The sequence below is a fragment of the Nostoc sp. DedQUE05 genome (assembly GCF_034530955.1).
GTDB lineage: Bacteria > Cyanobacteriota > Cyanobacteriia > Cyanobacteriales > Nostocaceae > Nostoc.
Genome location: NZ_JAVRCB010000056.1, coordinates 1 through 17,163, shown reverse-complemented (window position 1 = coordinate 17,163; position 17,163 = coordinate 1). Strand labels below are relative to the sequence as shown.

Below are 17,163 nucleotides of genomic sequence, written 5' to 3'. Positions count from 1 at the left end.
AATACCTGGTGCGCCCCATTCAAAAATATCGAATTAAGCAAGCTTTTAGCTGGTCAGTAATTTATAGGAATAGAAACAAACTATGACAACAGTATCATTAGCTCCTCAACCTAACTTCAGTATTGGGTATAATTCTAATTTAGATCGAATTTACAAGTATCAACAGCTACAACTAAGATTGATTGAGTGTGAAGCATTGGTAATCTTTGACAGCCGTGTTGAGGATCTTGAGATTCTTTATGCTGCCTTGTCACCTAAAGCTTTGGGTTATACTCTCACACTCGAAGACGATGCACTGGTAGTGATTACAAACTTAATAGCACAAACAAAAGCAAAACGGTTAGCCATTGTCGCCCACGGAACCCCCGGAGTCTTGCAAATTGGGGCATTGCCAATCAATCGCCAAGAAATCAAAAAACAAGCCCAATTATTGCAGCAGTGGAACGTTGCCGAAATTGCCCTCTACAGTTGCCAAGTCGGCAAAGATGCCGAGTTTATTAGCGAATTGGCGCAGTTGACGAAAGCAGAAATATTTGCCGCTGCTGGTAAAGTTGGCGCACCAACTCAAGGCGGAAGCTGGCAACTGGATATTCAATCAGACCGAGGGAAAATGAAGCCGCCTTTGACAGCAAATGGGTTAGCAAAATATCCAGGTGTGTTAGCTTCCCCAATAGCCCTTAATCTCAACTCCACCAGTAACACGCAGTTATTACGAGAACCAAGCGGACAAAGAAGTGGGATCACAGATGGTCATACCTATAAACAGCTTTTTGCCTTTGCGGCATTGAAAGAAGATGGTTCTGTCGTTACTTGGGGTAATAGTACTTATGGAGGAGATAGCAGTTCAGTCACTGGCCAACTTGCCTCTGGTGTCACCAACATTTCTTCTACATATTATGCCTTTGCAGCATTGAAAGAAGATGGTTCTGTCGTCACTTGGGGCTATAGTACCAATGGAGGAGATAGCAGTACAGTCAGTAGTCAACTTGCCTCTGGTGTCACCAATATCTTTTCGACAGATACTGCCTTTGCGGCGTTGAAATCAGATGGTTCTGTCGTCACTTGGGGCTATAGTACCAATGGAGGAGATAGCAGTACAGTCAGTAGTCAACTTGCCTCTGGTGTCACCAATATCTTTTCGACAGATACTGCCTTTGCGGCGTTGAAATCAGATGGTTCTGTCGTCACTTGGGGCTATAGTACCAATGGAGGAGATAGCAGTACAGTCAGTAGTCAACTTGCCTCTGGTGTCACCAATATCTTTTCGACAGATTCTGCCTTTGCAGCGTTGAAATCAGATGGTTCTGTCATCACTTGGGGCCTTATTGACTATGGAGAAGCTAACATTCCAGTCAGTAGCCAACAACTTGCTTCTGGTGTCACCAATATCTTTTCGGCAGATTCTGCCTTTGCGGCGTTGAAAAAAGATGGTTCTGTCGTCACTTGGGGCTATAGTACCAATGGAGGAGATAGCAGTACAGTCAGTAGTCAACTTGCCTCTGGTGTCACCAATATCTTTTCGACAGATTCTGCCTTTGCAGCGTTGAAATCAGATGGTTCTGTCGTCACTTGGGGCTATAGTCCCAATGGAGGAGATAGCAGTACAGTCAGTAGTCAACTTGCCTCTGGTGTCACCAATATCTTTTCGACAGATTCTGCCTTTGCAGCGTTGAAATCAGATGGTTCTGTCGTTACTTGGGGCTATAACACTAAAGGAGGAGATAGCAGTACAGTCAGTAGTCAACTTGCCTCTGGTGTTACCAATATCTTTTCTACACGTACTGCCTTTGCGGCGTTGAAATCAGATGGTTCTGTCGTTACTTGGGGCGAGAATTACTATGGAGGAGATAGCAGTTCAGTCAGTAGTCAACTTACCTCTGGTGTCACCAGTATCTTTTCAACAGATTTTGGCTTTGCGGCGTTGAAAGAAGATGGTTCTGTCGTCACTTGGGGCAATAGTGAGTATGGAGGAGATAGCAGTTTAGTCAGTAGTCAACTTGCTTCTGGTGTAATCAACATTTCCTCTCCCTTTGACACCATTGGACTAATCGTTGCAGAAAATAGTCCAACTAATACCGCCATTGGCACTTTCAGCGGCGTTGACCCAGACCCAGAGGACACCATTACCTACAGCTTAGTCTCTGGGACTGGCAGCACTGATAATGATTCCTTCACGATTAACGGCAATCAACTGCTAATTAATGCTTCCCCAGACTTTGAAGCTAAGTCTAGTTACAGCATCCGTGTCCGCATCACAGATCAAACTAATTTATCCTACGAAAAAGCTTTCACCATCAAGATTACTGATGTTAATGAAACACCTCCCACTCCCGTAGTTGATATCAAGTTAATTAATAGCATCAATGATATCTTTGAAATCGATGCCAGCGAGTTCACCAAAGTCAATATTAAAATCAAAATTAAAGGACACAGTTCCAAATTAGTCAACGAAATCGGTGTCTTCAGTGTTGATGACAGCCTTGGCACTATTGACGGCATTGCACCAGATGCCGCAGGTTATCAAGAAAAAGCCCTCTCTAGAGCCAAAATCATCTTCTCAGTTCTCGCCAACAACCCCACAGGCTTTAATCCAGAAGACCTCAGCCGCATCCTCGATTTGCAGGGTGGTACACAACTACGCTTTTATTTGAAGTCTCAAGGTAACATTATCTTCTCGGACACAACTACCCAAAAAATCACTTCCGAAAACGAAGGTGGCTTCACTTTAGGGTGGAAAGATGGTTCCCGTGGCGATTCCGTTTTTGATGACTTGCAAGTGAATATTCAACAAACTAATGAACAATTACCCATCGGTACATCTTTGCAAGGAAAATCAGAAGGCGAAGCCCTGGATTTGCAGAATTTCACCACTGACAGCTTGATTAGTGGGACTTTCATTGTTAACCGCGAAGCATCTTACAACAACTTTGTTGGTTTTTATAAAGTCACTGCTACTGATGGTGGCATTGATACTAATGGTGATGGCACAGCAGACATTCTCCCTGGACAAGCGGGTTATGTACAAGCTGCAATTAACGAAAGGGTGAGTGATATTGCCTTATCGGTAGGTAATCAAGGTACGGGAAACTACAATGGCAACTTTCAAGGCGGCAGTATTTATGTGCCATTTTTGATTGTCGATAGTGGAGTTAATGCTTTGTTAGACAGCAATTCTAGCAATGACCCAACAGTTTACTTCACTTTCTTGGGTGCCAATGCTGACAAGACTCAGCATGTCAAGATGTTAGCTGATAATATCTTTGGTTTTGAGGATCTCTCTGGTGGCGGCGACAAGGATTACAACGATGTCATTGTCAAGATTAATTTGACTCATAACATCGCTTAAGTAAAGATCGGTATTAATTTAAAACCACGCTTTTTAAAAAAATAAAGCGGGGTTTTGTTATCATACAATATCCCTCTTCTGCCACTCTCTGGCTGGGCAATCTCTCTACAACTATTAACCTAAATAAAAATACTTAAAATTATAACTACAGAGACTTGTCACCTCTTTCCCATTCAGGTATGGCACCTTTGACTCGGCGGATGGGCAAATTAGCAATTAAAGCTGTGGTTCGTTGGTTGCTTTCTAAGGAGAACTCCAAGCCCTCTGTCTCAACTTCAACATAGCGACAGACTACATCTAGGATTTCTTTCCGCATTTTTTCCAACGTTTGAGGGTCTATATCAGCGCGATCGTGAGCAATCACCAATTGCAGGCGACGTTTAACTTGAGTTCGACTGCTATCAGGGCCGCGAAAAAAAAGTTTTTCTAGAAGTTCAATCATTACGAATAGGTCTGGCGCGGAGACTGGAAAAGTAAGTTAGACAATCTTTGTCCTGAACAACCTTCGTATCCGGGCGAAGATGCTGTCTTGGGACGAGTCGATCTCCAGAAATTCGACACTTTCCCCTTCTAATCTACGAGCAATGTTCTCAAAGGCTGTGGCAGCTAAAGAGGGATTTTCTGCTAACACTAAGGGTTCGCCGCGATTGGTAGATACAATAACACGCTCGTCGTCAGGGATTACCCCGATGAGGGGAATGGCGAGAAGTTCCTGAACATCTTGCACTGACATCATATCATTTGCCTGCACCATTGCGGGTCTGATGCGGTTAATTATTAAATGAACACGCTTGATACCTTGTGCTTCTAGTAACCCTACTACCCGATCCGCATCGCGAACTGAGGAAATTTCTGGTGTGCTAACAATTAACGCTTCTTTGGCCGGGCCGATCGCATTTTTAAACCCATTTTCAATCCCGGCAGGGCTATCAATAATCACATACTGATATTTTTGCGCTAGTGCGTTCACCAATAACTTCATCTGTTCGGGTGTGACTGCATCTTTGGAGCGATTTTGGGCTGCCGGCAGGAGTACGAGATTGGGTTGGCGCTTATCTTTCACCAAGGCTTGTTCTAAACGGCATTCTCTGGCTAAGACTTCTACCGCAGTATAAACAATGCGGTTTTCCAGCCCTAACAGCAAATCCAAATTTCTCAGACCAAAATCCGCATCAACCAAAGCAACTTGACGCCCCATTTTGGCTAAAGCCATACCCAAATTTGCTGAAACTGTGGTTTTACCCACTCCTCCTTTACCGGAGGTAATCACAATAATGCGAGTCATGATAGAAATGCGGTCAATGAGGGTTCAGGAAATATAAAACAGTAAATTGCAGTATAAAGTATGAAGTATCGTATCAAGTATGAAGAAATATCTGTTCTCCCCGATCTGGGTGAGGCATGAATATTTGTTTTATTTCATCTTTACTTATATACTTCATTCTTTAAGTAAATATTTATGGTTCTTAATTGCTCTTGGTGAATTGGTTTCTGGAAAAATCAGTTGCCCTAGCGATACGAATTCCTTGGGGCGTAATATGTGCCACCTCTGGAAAAAACTGCATTGGCGGTTTTTCTGGTGCTCTAGCTACAGCATCTGCGATCCGCAGTTGGGTTGGTTCCATTTGCAAGGCCATAATCAGACACTCACTATTGCCTCCAGCCCCAGCATGAGCGATTCCACGCAGACGACCCCAGATAATAATATCTCCATCTGCAATTACAATACCACCTGGATTTAAATCTCCCAAGAGAATTACTGTCCCACGATGACGAATTTCTACTCCAGAGCGGACTGTCATTTCTAAATAGAGGGCATCTTCTTGGGGGATCGCTGTAGCTGTTGGCTCGGAACTCAGGGAAGTTACGGGCTGTAATTGTTCTACTGAATACCCAGAAGTCACGGCAGCGATCGCAGTTTGCCGCCGACTGGTCGAGACAGATATCAGCCGGAGTTGCACTTCACTCAAAGCCTCAGCGAGTTCTTGGAGTTGTCTGGTATCTACCAAACGGTCTTGTGCCATTAAATGCACAGGTGTATTAGAGACACGGAAGCGATCGCCTGCACTCAGACGTTGCCTGATTTGTTGCCAAATATCTGACCAAGTGAGTTCTGAGGCAGATACTTGAGATTCTGAGGGCAAAATTAATAAAAGTCGTCCCTCCTTACTTCTTAATTGGACTTGAGTATTATCATTTGCACGATGCCCTGGTAATGCTAACTCATTGGGATTTAAATCAGTTAGGATAAAATCCGATCCGGCATCAGTATTTGACTCTACATCTGGGTCAGCAGGATTTGACTCTACATCCCCAAGAACAGTATCTGATTTTAAATAAAGGAGGACAGATTTTAACTCAGCATCCGGGAGGATAGAATCTGACTCTACATCAGAAACAGTAGAATTTACCTCTACCTCGGAAAGTATAGAGTTTGATTCTGCATTAGGAAGTGCAGAATTTGACTTTAGATTGGGAATCGCAGAATCAGAAGTCATGCAGTACTAGCCAAAAGACAACAGATTTTAAATTTTGGTTCGCACCTTTGGTGCGCTGATAGCGCAACTTGGATTTTGGATTTGTGTCACGGAAAAGGGGTGTTGGCGTAGCGGGATATTAGTCCGACATTAACCAAAAGACTCTTTAATCTAAAATCTCAAATCTCAAATTTGCACGGTCAACCTCTGATAAACTGTCCCCAAGGCATCAGCATCGCCAACGTTACCTGGAAACAGCACCACAGGTAAATCAGGAAACTGAGGATGATCGGATGGCGTTAACACCATTGAACAACCAGCTAAAATTTGACCCAGTAAACGGGCTGAAGTTAAAGCTAGTCCAGTACTCAAAACATCATTAGAAGTAATACCACCCTTGCTGATTAAGAATCCTATATCAGATGGTAAACTACGTACAATATCCATCAATAAACCTGAAACTTTTTCCCCAAACTCCAATCGTGTCTTGACATCTTTAAAATTCAGTTCCTGACGGCTAGTATAAACCACTGGTGTTTTGCCAGCTTTGTTTGCCGCTTGTGTACTTTCTTGAATTTCAGTTAGCAATGCCGCAGATTGATTTGCATCATCGAGTAATCGCGCTACATTCACTTCGATTCCGACAGTTCCTTCTAGTTGCAACAGCGCCTCTAATTGCTGGGTAGTCTTTTTCACATGGGAACCTACAATCACCGCACCTGGTTTGCCTTGGCGCACGTACTGAGCCATGTTTTCGGCGGCAATGGGTTGGGGTGGTAAAGCTGCTATTGCCGTTAAAATACTTGCTGCACTGCGAAATAAAAAGCGTTTCCCTTGACTGGCGGCTGCTAATATATCTACTGCAAAGCGGTTGAGATCGCCTTGAGTTTCACCATCGACAACAGCGCACTGATTACCATGAAGTTGTAACAATCGTTCCAAACTACCAGCACGAATATCGTCTAGGAGAAACCTTTCTACAACTTCGGCCCTAATTCGTCCTTGAGTCTTTTCTTCGACGTACTTGGGTAAGTAACTGTGATGGTAGCTGAAGACTGAATCACGGGCAAATTCGGTTTCATGGACTGGAGTGGGTACGCCAGCAATCATCAAGTAATGCACACTGTCACGGGTGATGCGTCCACCTTCAAAAAATGCTGGTACGAGAAAATGAGCATCAAAGGGCCCGAGTTCTTGGGCGATCGCATCTGTTTCAATCGGATAATGTCCCCGCAAAGTAGAATCAGAACGGCTGACAACTAAAAAATCGTCAATTCCTTCAGCCTTCAAAGCAATTTTCAGGTTGTGGCAAACTTCTTTGGTGACAGATGCAGCTGACTCTGGCGTTAGCGCTCTAGTATTAGTCAGCACAAAGAAAATCGGCGAATCATCCTGCAACCCACGGCGTAAAGTCTCCACATCCCAATGCATCAGCAGCAAGCAGCTGTGGACTGTTTGAGAACCTGTAGGGTCATCATCCAGAACAATTATTTTGGGTTTGTTGCTCATTTCAGTCAACGGGGCGATTGTTTTCTGGGAAAGTTTTGGGCGACTAGAAGTCGCTACTACATAAGCAAAGTCCACCTCCGTGAACTAATCTAAAATCAAGGGTTTTCTAACCTGTGGAGGCAGGTAAATTCTCGTGTAACCGCTTTTACAAACATTCTCATTAGCCTTTCTGCAATTTTCTGATTTCTGCTTGCACATCGATCGCAATTTGCAATGATTGATTTAACAGTTGAGCGTATTCGCCTGCTTGACTACTAACTTGTAAAGCTCGCAGACTCGCTAAATTATTCACAAATAACTCTTGGTTATTAGCAAGCAATTTTTTATTATCTCGCAAAATTCGTTCCGTTTTCAGAGCGCGGACTAAATCTTCTCTAATTAGTTGCAAGGCGGAGGTTACTTTATCTCGGTCATGGATGCTGCTTTCTACGTTTCCTGATGCTGCCAATTGGTCATTAATATCGATGGCAGCAACCAGGTCATGATATTTATCAACTTCATCTAAAAGTATTGTCAGTCCTTCAGGACAGGTTAATTGTCGCCATAGCCATCGTCCCACTAATATCGGCATTGGCACTAAAATTAGTAAAAGAATTCCTAGTCGAACTGAAGAACCAATAGTTGGCAGAATAATAAACGCGTAAACAAAGCCCACAATTATTGGCGTTAGCGCCAGCGTCACCAGCATTTCACTGATAAAAAACCCTAATCGCTTTTTGCCATCTCGCAGAACAGAGGGTCGAAAAACGTCTTCTGGATCGAACCCAGTCAAACGTCTTAGTTCACCCTTACTAATTTCCAAGCCTATTAAATCCGGCTGCACGTCTGCATACTCCTATGGAAACCCAAGTTGCGTATTCATTTTAATCGGGTTTACCATGATGATTGTGGTTATATTCAGGAAACCAGTTTTCATCTAAGATTTGTTCTAAAGACCCAATGGGTATAGAGGGAAATATGTCAATGGCAAGTTGAGAGCGATCGCTTGCTTCTATCCTTGCATCCTGATAACATTGATTGAATATTTCTAAAATGTAAGGCTTAAGACTAGGACTATCTTTGAGTTCATCCTTAATCTCTCTACGAAAAGTTCTGATTTCCCCTTTCCAATGTCCTTCATTGCGCTCCCGTTCCACATCCCAGTATGTGAGTTTAAGCAGATGTTCAAAAAGTCGAATTAACAAACTTTTCACCGCTCGCTTCTGGCTCCTACCCATACTTTCTAATTCTTCTAACAAATTATCTAAATCCACAGATGAAAACTGACCAGTGCGAAGTTGGTTTATAGTTGTCATCAGCCATAGATAATAATCTTCGTCGTATAAGGTTTGAGTTGCTGATTGGATTATTGGTTTTACCATAAACTAGCTAAACTTCTACTATTTTTTTAATTTAGCTCAATTAAGCTTCTATGCAAAATTGCTTGTAATCTTTGACTCTAGCTCAATATTTTTACCTTTACCAAAATAAAACTACCCTCCTGTTACACCATCATAATAAAGAAAGTTGAGTTGTTGGTTGATTGATTACATAAGTGACTGGTTTGTTTATTTTTCTCACCATACCTTCATTCACAGCCTTATTTAACCAATCCTGCATTTGAGATAGTCTAACATTCAAACATTCCGCCAAAGATTTTGCATCCTTCGGTTGCTGTAAATGATTCAAGATGATAGGTAAAACAGCTTGGTAAATATCTTGTGAGTGAATATCCAAAACAGTCTCTTGAGGTATTTTTTTTACAGTTTGTACTGCTTCAATCGAAGAAGCCGCTTTTACTAAAGTTTCGCATCAAAGCTAGCAATGGCGAAATCAAAAGAGTAAAACCAGCACCTCGATCTCGTAGTAAACGAGTTGCTAAAAAATAAACTAGACTTTTACCCCAACCAGTGCGTTGAACAACGAGTAACCGCGATCGCACTTTGAGTAACTCTTCAATAGCTTCCCACTGTCCAGGGCGAAAATCGGCTGTGGAGTTATCAAGCGCTTGACGCAGAAGCAATAATCCCTGTTCCTGAAGGTTAGTTGTCATAGATACTAAGTAACTAATTGTCATTTCTGTTGTAACATCAAATACAAGCAGAACTTAGTTTTTTTCAAGACCTATACCACTAAAGATTTCAGAGCTAATTTATAACTTAACTAAAGTACTTGTCTTATAGGGGTTTTAGGAATTTAAGTTAATAAAGCACTTATTCGCTGAAACTGAGACTTAGCAAAGAGTTGAGTATCTTTAAGATTTTCTTTACAAATCATCTTTCAACGTCAGCTTTGGTGTTTCAGCAAAAATAAATCGAGTCTATCTAAGAGTATGTTTGAAAAGTTTTCTTCTCGGTAACAAAACGTTCTAGATCCCCCTAAATCCCCCGATAAATTGGGGGACTTTGATTCCGGTTCCCCCCTTAAAAAGGGGGGCTAGGGGGGATCGGTTAGTGCCTAAAATCACAGCCAACCACTTTTCAAACAACCTCTAAGGTGCAAGAGCAATTTAGTAGTTTACTGTGTGGGAATCTTCAACTGGTGTTTAAGGTTTGGGCTGTAGCCTTGAGTTGCTAACGCTACATACTCAACATCCATCATGCTGAGGTTATGAATTTCAGTCAAGGTGCAATACCGAAAATATTCCTTAAGTCTAAATTAAAGCTTACTCAAAGAATGAGGTTTTCATTTCCCAAGTCATTGAAAATATACGAGTTCCCATTCATTAACCTCCAAATATCAGTCTGATAAATCGATTATTACTGAGGTAAAAATGGCTAAAACTAAAGCTAAATCAACAGACATTCTTTCATTAATTGAAGCAGAGCATCGCCAAGTTGAGAAACTTTTTGCAGAAGCAGAAAAAGCTAAAGGTGCAAAGTTGGTTGAGCAATTCAATCAAATCTATATAGAATTGATCTTACATGCAAGAACAGAAGAATTAGTCTTCTACCCAGCTTTGCGAGAATACGAAGAAACTGAAAAATATGTTGAAGAAGCTGAAGAAGAACATGAAGAAATTTCAGTTATTTTAGAAGAAATTAAGTCGCTTAAGCCTAATAACCCTGAATTTAGAGAAAAAATCAGTGAATTGAAGGAAACACTTGAGCATCATGTAAAGGAAGAAGAAAACGAAATTTTTCATGCTGTGCGCGAATGTATGAGCGATCGAGAGCTAACTGAATTGGGACAAGAGTTTCAAGAAATTAAAGCTAAGTTGACATCAAATGTAGAAGCTGCATTAGCAATGTAGGAATACACTTGTTTCAAATGTTTGCATAAATAGTTAGCCATAATTTCCACGTAATTAGGGCATTAAAATTACCAAAATATTCCTTCATCAAAGAGTAGAAAAATGACTGCTACAAATGGTAAGAACAAAATTCGTTATGCCGTTGTTGGTTTAGGTTGGTTTGCCCAACAAGCTGCCTTACCTTCCTTTGCCCAGGCTGAAAACTCAGAATTAGTGGCACTAGTTTCAGATGACCCCACTAAAAACGAAGAATTGAGTAAAAAGTATAGTATTGAGCATACTTACTCCTACGAAGAGTATGAGGACTGTTTGGCAAGCGGCGAGATTGATGCAGTTTATATTGCGTTACCTAATCACTTGCATTGCGACTACACTGTGCGAGCTGCTAATCAGGCAATTCATGTGTTATGTGAAAAGCCAATGGCAGTAACAGAAGAAGAGTGTGAGGCCATGATTAAAGCTGCCAATGACAATAATGTGAAGCTGATGATTGCCTACCGCTTACATTTAGAAGAAGCTAATTTACAAGCAGTTGAAATTTTGCGTACAAAGCAAATTGGTGAACCGCGAATTTTCAACTCGGTTTTTACTCAGCAAGTAGAAGAAGGCAATATTCGTTTACGAGATGTTACAGGTGGCGGCACGCTCTATGATATTGGCATTTACTGCATTAATGCTGCACGTTACCTCTTTCAAGATGAACCAATTGAAGTATTGGCTGTAGCTGCCAATAACGGAGAACAACGCTTCAGCGAAGTGGAAGAAATGGCTAGCGTTATCTTGCGCTTCCCAAATGAGCGTTTGGCAACATTTACCTGTAGCTTTGGAGGAGCAAGTGTTTCAACCTATCAGATTGTAGGGACTCAAGGCGATTTACGAGTAGAACCTGCATATCCTTGGCAGGGCGAAATCAAGCATTACTTAACAATTAATGGTGAAACTCAAGAGCGGACTTTTGAAGATCGCGACCAATTAGCAGCTGAATTTACCTACTTCTCTGATTGTATTCTCGAAGATAAAGATCCAGAACCATCAGGTACGGAAGGATTGATTGATGTTTCGATTATTCAAGCACTTTACCAGTCAATTGAGACGGGTAAACCTGTACAGATCCAAACTAGCAATCGCCATCAACGTCCCACATCGGATCAAACTATTGAGCGTCCTCCTAATGACGAGAAGCCAGACTTAATCCACGCTGCTGCACCTTCTGGCGAGTCATAATGCGATAGACCACTAGTTATGTTGTAGCGATCGCTTAACAAAAACACCGACTATTCATAACATATAAGGGCACAATATTATAGTTGTGCCCTTATATGTTATCTATTCAATTAAAAACTGCTGTCTATACCCAAATATTAAGGATAAAGACCTCTGTCAGTCAACGCCTGAGCCACTCTACCTACCCCCAGCGTGTAAGCTGCTAATCTTAAAGAAATTTGCCGTACCTCCGACTGATGAATCACCTTGCGATAGGCTTGCACCATCAAATGTTCCATTTCGCGGTTGACGCGCTCCTCATCCCAAAATACGTAAGAAAGACCCTGTACCCACTCTAAATAACTGACTACTACACCGCCAGCATTCGCCAAAATATCTGGTAACACTGTCACACCCCGCGCCTCTAAGGCCAAGTTAGCCTCAAGAGTAACCGGGCCGTTAGCTGCTTCTGCGACAATTTGCGCCTGCACCTGATTGACATTTTCTTCAGTGATTTGGTTCTCCAAAGCTGCTGGTATTAAGACATCACAGGGTAAAGTTAATAAATCTGCATTGCTAATTGGTACAGATTGCGGGAAACCCACAATACTCTTGCGATTTTCAGCAGCGTAGACTTTTAATTTGGGAATATCAAGACCAGCTTCAGAGAATATTCCCCCAGCACCAGTTGAAACGGCGATAATTTTCGCGCCTGCTTCATATAGTAATTCTGCTGCGGCACAGCCGACGTTACCGAAACCCTGAATAGCTACCCGCACTCCTGCTAAGGATTTACCTCGATCTGCTAGCGCCTCACGGACAATAATCATCGTGCCACGTCCGGTTGCCATTTCTCGTCCCAGAGAACCACCAATCGAAAGGGGTTTTCCAGTTACAACTCCTGGTACAGCATGACCAACATTTACCGAGTAAGTATCCATCATCCAAGCCATCTCACGGGCAGAAGTACCCATATCTGGCGCAGGAATATCTACGGAAGGCCCAATATCTTTAATCAACTCGCTGATATAACGGCGGCTGATTCGCTCTAATTCGCCAACACTGTAGTGTTTGGGATCTATAGCAATGCCACCCTTTCCACCACCGTAAGGAATACCTAATAAGGCACATTTCCAGGTCATCAGCATTGCTAAAGCAGATACTTCCCGCAGTGTCACAGCCGGATGGTAACGAATTCCGCCCTTGTAGGGGCCTAAAACATCAGAGTGCTGTACCCGATGTCCCGCGAGAACTTGGATTTCCCCATCATCTAGCTTCACGGGAATGGAAACTGTGACAACCTTACGCGGGTGGCTGAGAATTTCTAGCAAACCCTGATTTAAATTTAATTCTTTAGCTGCCGCTTCTAGGTAACTACAGGCTTGGTCAAAGGGGCATATATGCGCTGGAGAAGCAGGTTCTGACAGCAACGAAGATTTTGAAATCATAAATTTTCTCCTAATCGCGGTATCTTTACGAACCGGATATCATCTGTACTTAAGCTTATCCTTTTTTTTAGGGAAAACAAGTATTTTGTAGTTTTTGTTACAGTTTTATATCTTATATTCTGATATATAAAAATATTTAAAAATCACCTTTTTTAAAGGCGCGCAGCTGTGTGGGTCTTAATAAAAATTAATATATTATGTTGGTCAGATAGTTAAATCCACAAGTTTTCACTTGGCTAATGCGATCGCGGCATTCTGTCCCCCAAAGCCAAAACTCAAACATAATACCTGTCGAATTTTACTTAGACGTGCGGCTGTAACAATATCTAAATCAAATTCTGGCTGCTGCAATCCTAAACAAGGCGGTAATATTTGATGCTTTAGCGCCATGAGAGAAAAAGCTACACCTAAAGCTCCAGATGCCCCTAGTGTATGACCTGTGCTTCCCTTGGTGGAACTAACCGCCACGCCTTGGGGAAACAAACGCTGGATTACCATGCTCTCCATCTGGTCATTTAGCTGGGTAGCTGTACCATGAGCATGAATGTAATCGATATCGCCTGGTAATAGACAACTACGTTCTAGACATTGTTTGATAGCAGCGATCGCACTTTTCCCTTCGGGTTCTGGTGAATTACTATGATATGCGTCGTTAGTTAAGCCGAAACCGAGAATTTCACCATACACTTTTGCTTGACGCTGCTTGGCAAACTCTGCTGATTCTAAGACAAACACAGCCGCGCCTTCGCCCAAGACTAAGCCTTCTCTGTGCAAATCAAAGGGATAAGCCCCAGTTTTTGCCAAAGCACCCATCTGCTGAAACCCAGCTAAAGTTAAAGGTGTAATCGGTGCTTCCACTGCACCTGCGATCGCTTGTTGACATTGCCCAGTTTGGATAAGCATAGCTGCTTGGGCAATAGACCAAATTCCAGTAGCACAAGCTGTCATTGGTGCCAAAACTATACCAGATGCACCAATTTGTCGCGCTGCTGCGATCGCATTTAAATGAGGTAATGTATCTAGCCAATTTTCAAAAGAGGAAACCGGGAAATGATTCGCGTTATACATTTGCCGCGCCAGCATTTCCCAAGACGATTGATAAGAGCGACTCGATCCAATGACTACAGCACAATCAGCTAAAGGCGCAACTAACCCAGAATCTTCTAAAGCAGAAGCAACAACCATCCGAGTTAACATTGTCAACTCAGATGGTTGTTCAGCAATCAAACCTAGAGGAAGTGGTGTAAGTTCTGGAAATGGTTGATGTAACCGAATTCCAGATTTACCTGCGATTAAATTTCGCCAGCTATCCTCTAAGCTTCCACCCAAGGCAGAAACTAAACCAATACCAGTAACAACAATTTTGACCAATTTAGGAGTTAGGAGTTAAAAGTGAGGAGTTAAGAGTTAAGAGTTTTTCCCTTGCCCCCCTGCTCCCCTGCTCCCCTGCCTCTTTCTCCTACTGTCCAGGCGTTTTTAAGTTTTCAGCACCTTGAGTGACTTTAGCAGAGTCAATGCGATCGCCTTGCTGAATTTTGTTTACTACATTAAAGCCTTGAGTGACATTGCCAAACACGGCGTAGTTACCATCTAAAAAAGCTAGATCCGCTAAAGCAAAGTAAAACTGGGCAGAAGCTGAATCTGGTGATTGCGATCGCGCCATTGCGACTGCACCCTGTTTATGGGGCAATACGACGGGTTGAGCAGTAGCATCAAATGGTTTATTGTAAATCGGAGTATCTGAACCTTTTGGCTTAACTTCTAAAGGTATATAACGAGCATTTCCCGTTTTTGGGTCAATATAGCTACCAGTTCCTAGTTGATCTGCTGGAACTTTCGGGTCTTTGCTTTTGGGATCGCCCCCTTGAACTACAAAGGGTTGGGGTTCGCGTACAACTCGATGGAAAGCTAAACCATCGTACACACCCTTTTGCACTAAATCTACAAAGTTGCCAGCTGTAATGGGGGCATCAGTGCCGTCTACTTCGATAGTAATCGGCGAACCTTTAACCGTGATTACCACAGTAGCCTTGCCTTCGAGGCGCGGTAAATCTGCCAGTCCAGGAATACTCTCACTAATAGTTTGAGATACAGATGTTGCTTCAGTAGTTGTCTTGGTGCTTGCCTCGGTTGTAGCCGAGGTAGCAGTCGAGTTTGGAGAAGAGCTATTAGAAGCGACTTGCTGTGTTGAACATCCTCCCAACATCAAGGCACTGATAATCACAAGAGAAAGCAAAAATTGTGAAATTTTTAACCGCATTGCCTGTTACCGATTTAACCAGAGTATCTTATCGTTTTGAGGAGCATTGGGATTAGGGGAGAGGCGACAGGTAATAGGGAATAATCTGTACCCTGTTACCTCTACCCTCTACCCTAATTTCTTAAAGTCCTTCTAGTGATACTCCCAAAAAGCGGGCTAACTTTGCGCCTTCTGTTTCCAACTCTGTTAAAGATACCGGTTGTCCAACCCGTGTTAAGGGTATATCTCGCCGTCCTTTAATGCGTAGATAGAGGGCGCGACGGGGGTTAAGACCTTCTTTTATGTCTATTAATACAGATTGGACATCTTCTATGCGGCTATCAATCTGGATTCGGCGGTTTTTACCAGGAAACCCCCAGCGGAAGATTTTGATTGCGCCAGTTTCCCGATCGAATTCGTTGTAACCGCCTCCAACATCCAATAAAATCACTAACCACAGGTATGTAGCTAATAGCAAGCCAGCGGTACCATATAACCCCATTACTAATCCTTGGGGGACAAATACCAGTTGAGTGGGATCGGAAACTATGAGTAAATTAACTTTTAAATAACTGGATATTCCAGCCAATAGAAAGCCGCTTGCTCCCAAGGTAACGATAGTTGCCCACCAGTAGTTACTGAACCGACGAGAACCGAGAACATTTTGGTGCAGGAGGCGATCGCCTTTGTTAATCGTTGTTGATGTCGTCATTGAACTACCATTGCCTGTGAGATACTCGCTGTCACATACTCGCACACTGAATGCTCTTGCATAGAGTGGTGGGTTCCTTTGCCAATCCGGCTATTGCTTAGGAGGCACGGAGAGCTATGTTTCAAGTCCACGGGAACCCTGCCGCAGACTATAAATTTTTCACTTTGTACCTTACAAATTTTACTGTCCCGGATAATGCCGGCTTACTTGTACTACGGGACAAACCACTTAGGCTATTTGTATTAGTCAAGATATGCCAACTTCCTTTCTCCTTGTCTAACGTTTCACATAGGTTTTCCAGAGGTGTATCAATGACCGTGGCAGCGAAGTGACTATCTGCATTTTACCAAACATCGTTGACAAAAACTCAACTGCGCCCTTCTATGTTCCTGCTACCGATATAATTTTTTAGGGAGTGTTGTACTATTTTTTTACTCAATGGCCGATCAAAATTCTTTCTCCCTGTCCTTCAGCCCCCCTTATTCCCTGCCACCCTCTCCCTGCCTCTTTTTGACCTCTTGAAATGAGCGATCTACCTACCTCCATCTACATTAAATTTTTTTAGATTTCTGAGAAAAGTTGTGTCAAATTGTAAAATTTCTGATATTCATATTATTTATAAGGTTCGTGTTTCATAGCTCATTTCCTTTTGCGTATCAGGCAAAAACCCTGAGTAGTGTGATAAGTTAAGAATCATTAAGTTACCACAAGCTAGATTACTAGCCGATGGTACGTGTAATGTCATAACCCTGAGAAATAATGACTTAACTAGTCAGTAAGCTCTCAGAATCTCAGTTACTTAAAAGCAGTTGAGATTGTCAAAAAAAACGTTAATTTCTCACGGCAGTCGGTTACATTGGCTTTCCGTACTACCTTAGAAACGTTGCAATTTTAGTAAAAAAAGAGGATTTAAGTCCGATGACCATCGCAGTTGGACGCGCCCCCAGTAGAGGGTGGTTTGACGTTCTAGACGACTGGCTCAAGCGCGATCGCTTCG

Annotated in this window: 15 protein-coding genes; 3 read left to right on the top strand and 12 right to left on the bottom strand. The window is 42.5% G+C overall.

The window, feature by feature from the left end:
- Nucleotides 1-82 precede the first annotated feature (82 nt).
- Nucleotides 83-3,346 carry a DUF4347 domain-containing protein gene (locus RMZ42_RS30195; protein ID WP_322674881.1) on the top strand — a complete coding sequence of 1,088 codons (3,264 nt, stop codon included), beginning with the start codon at nucleotides 83-85 and terminating at the stop codon, nucleotides 3,344-3,346.
- 145 nt (nucleotides 3,347-3,491) lie between these two features.
- On the opposite strand, the gene minE is transcribed toward RMZ42_RS30195, so the two are convergent.
- The 8 genes from minE to RMZ42_RS30155 all read right to left on the bottom strand — a co-directional run bounded on the left by minE (nucleotide 3,492) and on the right by RMZ42_RS30155 (nucleotide 9,364).
- Nucleotides 3,492-3,788, bottom strand: coding sequence for a cell division topological specificity factor MinE (gene minE, locus RMZ42_RS30190; RefSeq protein WP_322674880.1), 297 nt, complete (start codon nucleotides 3,786-3,788; stop codon nucleotides 3,492-3,494).
- A 36-nt stretch (nucleotides 3,789-3,824) separates the two neighbouring features.
- Nucleotides 3,825-4,631, bottom strand: coding sequence for a septum site-determining protein MinD (minD, locus tag RMZ42_RS30185; protein WP_109012001.1), 807 nt, complete (start codon nucleotides 4,629-4,631; stop codon nucleotides 3,825-3,827).
- Between the two features lie 181 nt (nucleotides 4,632-4,812).
- Nucleotides 4,813-5,844, bottom strand: a complete 1,032-nt coding sequence (gene minC, locus RMZ42_RS30180; protein ID WP_322674879.1) for a septum site-determining protein MinC — start codon at nucleotides 5,842-5,844, stop codon at nucleotides 4,813-4,815.
- A gap of 165 nt (nucleotides 5,845-6,009) precedes the next feature.
- Entirely contained in the window at nucleotides 6,010-7,332 is a 1,323-nt protein-coding gene (locus tag RMZ42_RS30175) for a four-carbon acid sugar kinase family protein (RefSeq protein WP_322674878.1), read from the bottom strand.
- Between the two features lie 160 nt (nucleotides 7,333-7,492).
- The gene (locus RMZ42_RS30170; protein ID WP_322674877.1) at nucleotides 7,493-8,155 is read right to left on the bottom strand and encodes a hypothetical protein; all 663 of its coding nucleotides are present in this window, start codon (nucleotides 8,153-8,155) and stop codon (nucleotides 7,493-7,495) included.
- A gap of 40 nt (nucleotides 8,156-8,195) precedes the next feature.
- Entirely contained in the window at nucleotides 8,196-8,693 is a 498-nt protein-coding gene (locus RMZ42_RS30165; protein ID WP_322674876.1) for a DUF29 domain-containing protein, read from the bottom strand.
- A 130-nt stretch (nucleotides 8,694-8,823) separates the two neighbouring features.
- Nucleotides 8,824-9,048 carry a hypothetical protein gene (locus RMZ42_RS30160; RefSeq protein WP_322674875.1) on the bottom strand — a complete coding sequence of 75 codons (225 nt, stop codon included), beginning with the start codon at nucleotides 9,046-9,048 and terminating at the stop codon, nucleotides 8,824-8,826.
- 40 nt (nucleotides 9,049-9,088) lie between these two features.
- Nucleotides 9,089-9,364 (bottom strand): DEAD/DEAH box helicase, encoded by a 276-nt coding sequence (locus RMZ42_RS30155; RefSeq protein ID WP_322674874.1) that lies wholly within the window; start codon nucleotides 9,362-9,364, stop codon nucleotides 9,089-9,091.
- A 720-nt stretch (nucleotides 9,365-10,084) separates the two neighbouring features.
- On the opposite strand from RMZ42_RS30155, the gene RMZ42_RS30150 reads away from it, so the two are divergent.
- Nucleotides 10,085-10,564, top strand: coding sequence for a hemerythrin domain-containing protein (locus tag RMZ42_RS30150; RefSeq protein WP_322674873.1), 480 nt, complete (start codon nucleotides 10,085-10,087; stop codon nucleotides 10,562-10,564).
- Nucleotides 10,565-10,666: 102 nt separating this feature from the next.
- The gene (locus RMZ42_RS30145) at nucleotides 10,667-11,788 is read left to right on the top strand and encodes a Gfo/Idh/MocA family oxidoreductase (RefSeq protein ID WP_322674872.1); all 1,122 of its coding nucleotides are present in this window, start codon (nucleotides 10,667-10,669) and stop codon (nucleotides 11,786-11,788) included.
- Nucleotides 11,789-11,925: 137 nt separating this feature from the next.
- Here RMZ42_RS30145 and RMZ42_RS30140 read toward each other — a convergent pair whose 3' ends face one another.
- From RMZ42_RS30140 to RMZ42_RS30125, 4 genes are all read right to left on the bottom strand, one after another.
- Nucleotides 11,926-13,215, bottom strand: coding sequence for a Glu/Leu/Phe/Val dehydrogenase (locus tag RMZ42_RS30140; RefSeq protein WP_322674871.1), 1,290 nt, complete (start codon nucleotides 13,213-13,215; stop codon nucleotides 11,926-11,928).
- A 228-nt stretch (nucleotides 13,216-13,443) separates the two neighbouring features.
- A complete protein-coding gene (locus RMZ42_RS30135; protein ID WP_322674870.1) occupies nucleotides 13,444-14,586 on the bottom strand; it encodes a beta-ketoacyl-ACP synthase in 1,143 nt (380 codons plus the stop codon).
- 88 nt (nucleotides 14,587-14,674) lie between these two features.
- Nucleotides 14,675-15,475, bottom strand: coding sequence for a peptidylprolyl isomerase (locus RMZ42_RS30130; protein WP_322674869.1), 801 nt, complete (start codon nucleotides 15,473-15,475; stop codon nucleotides 14,675-14,677).
- Nucleotides 15,476-15,596: 121 nt separating this feature from the next.
- Nucleotides 15,597-16,166, bottom strand: a complete 570-nt coding sequence (locus tag RMZ42_RS30125) for a photosystem I assembly protein Ycf4 (protein ID WP_322667183.1) — start codon at nucleotides 16,164-16,166, stop codon at nucleotides 15,597-15,599.
- Nucleotides 16,167-17,163: the final 997 nt, after the last annotated feature.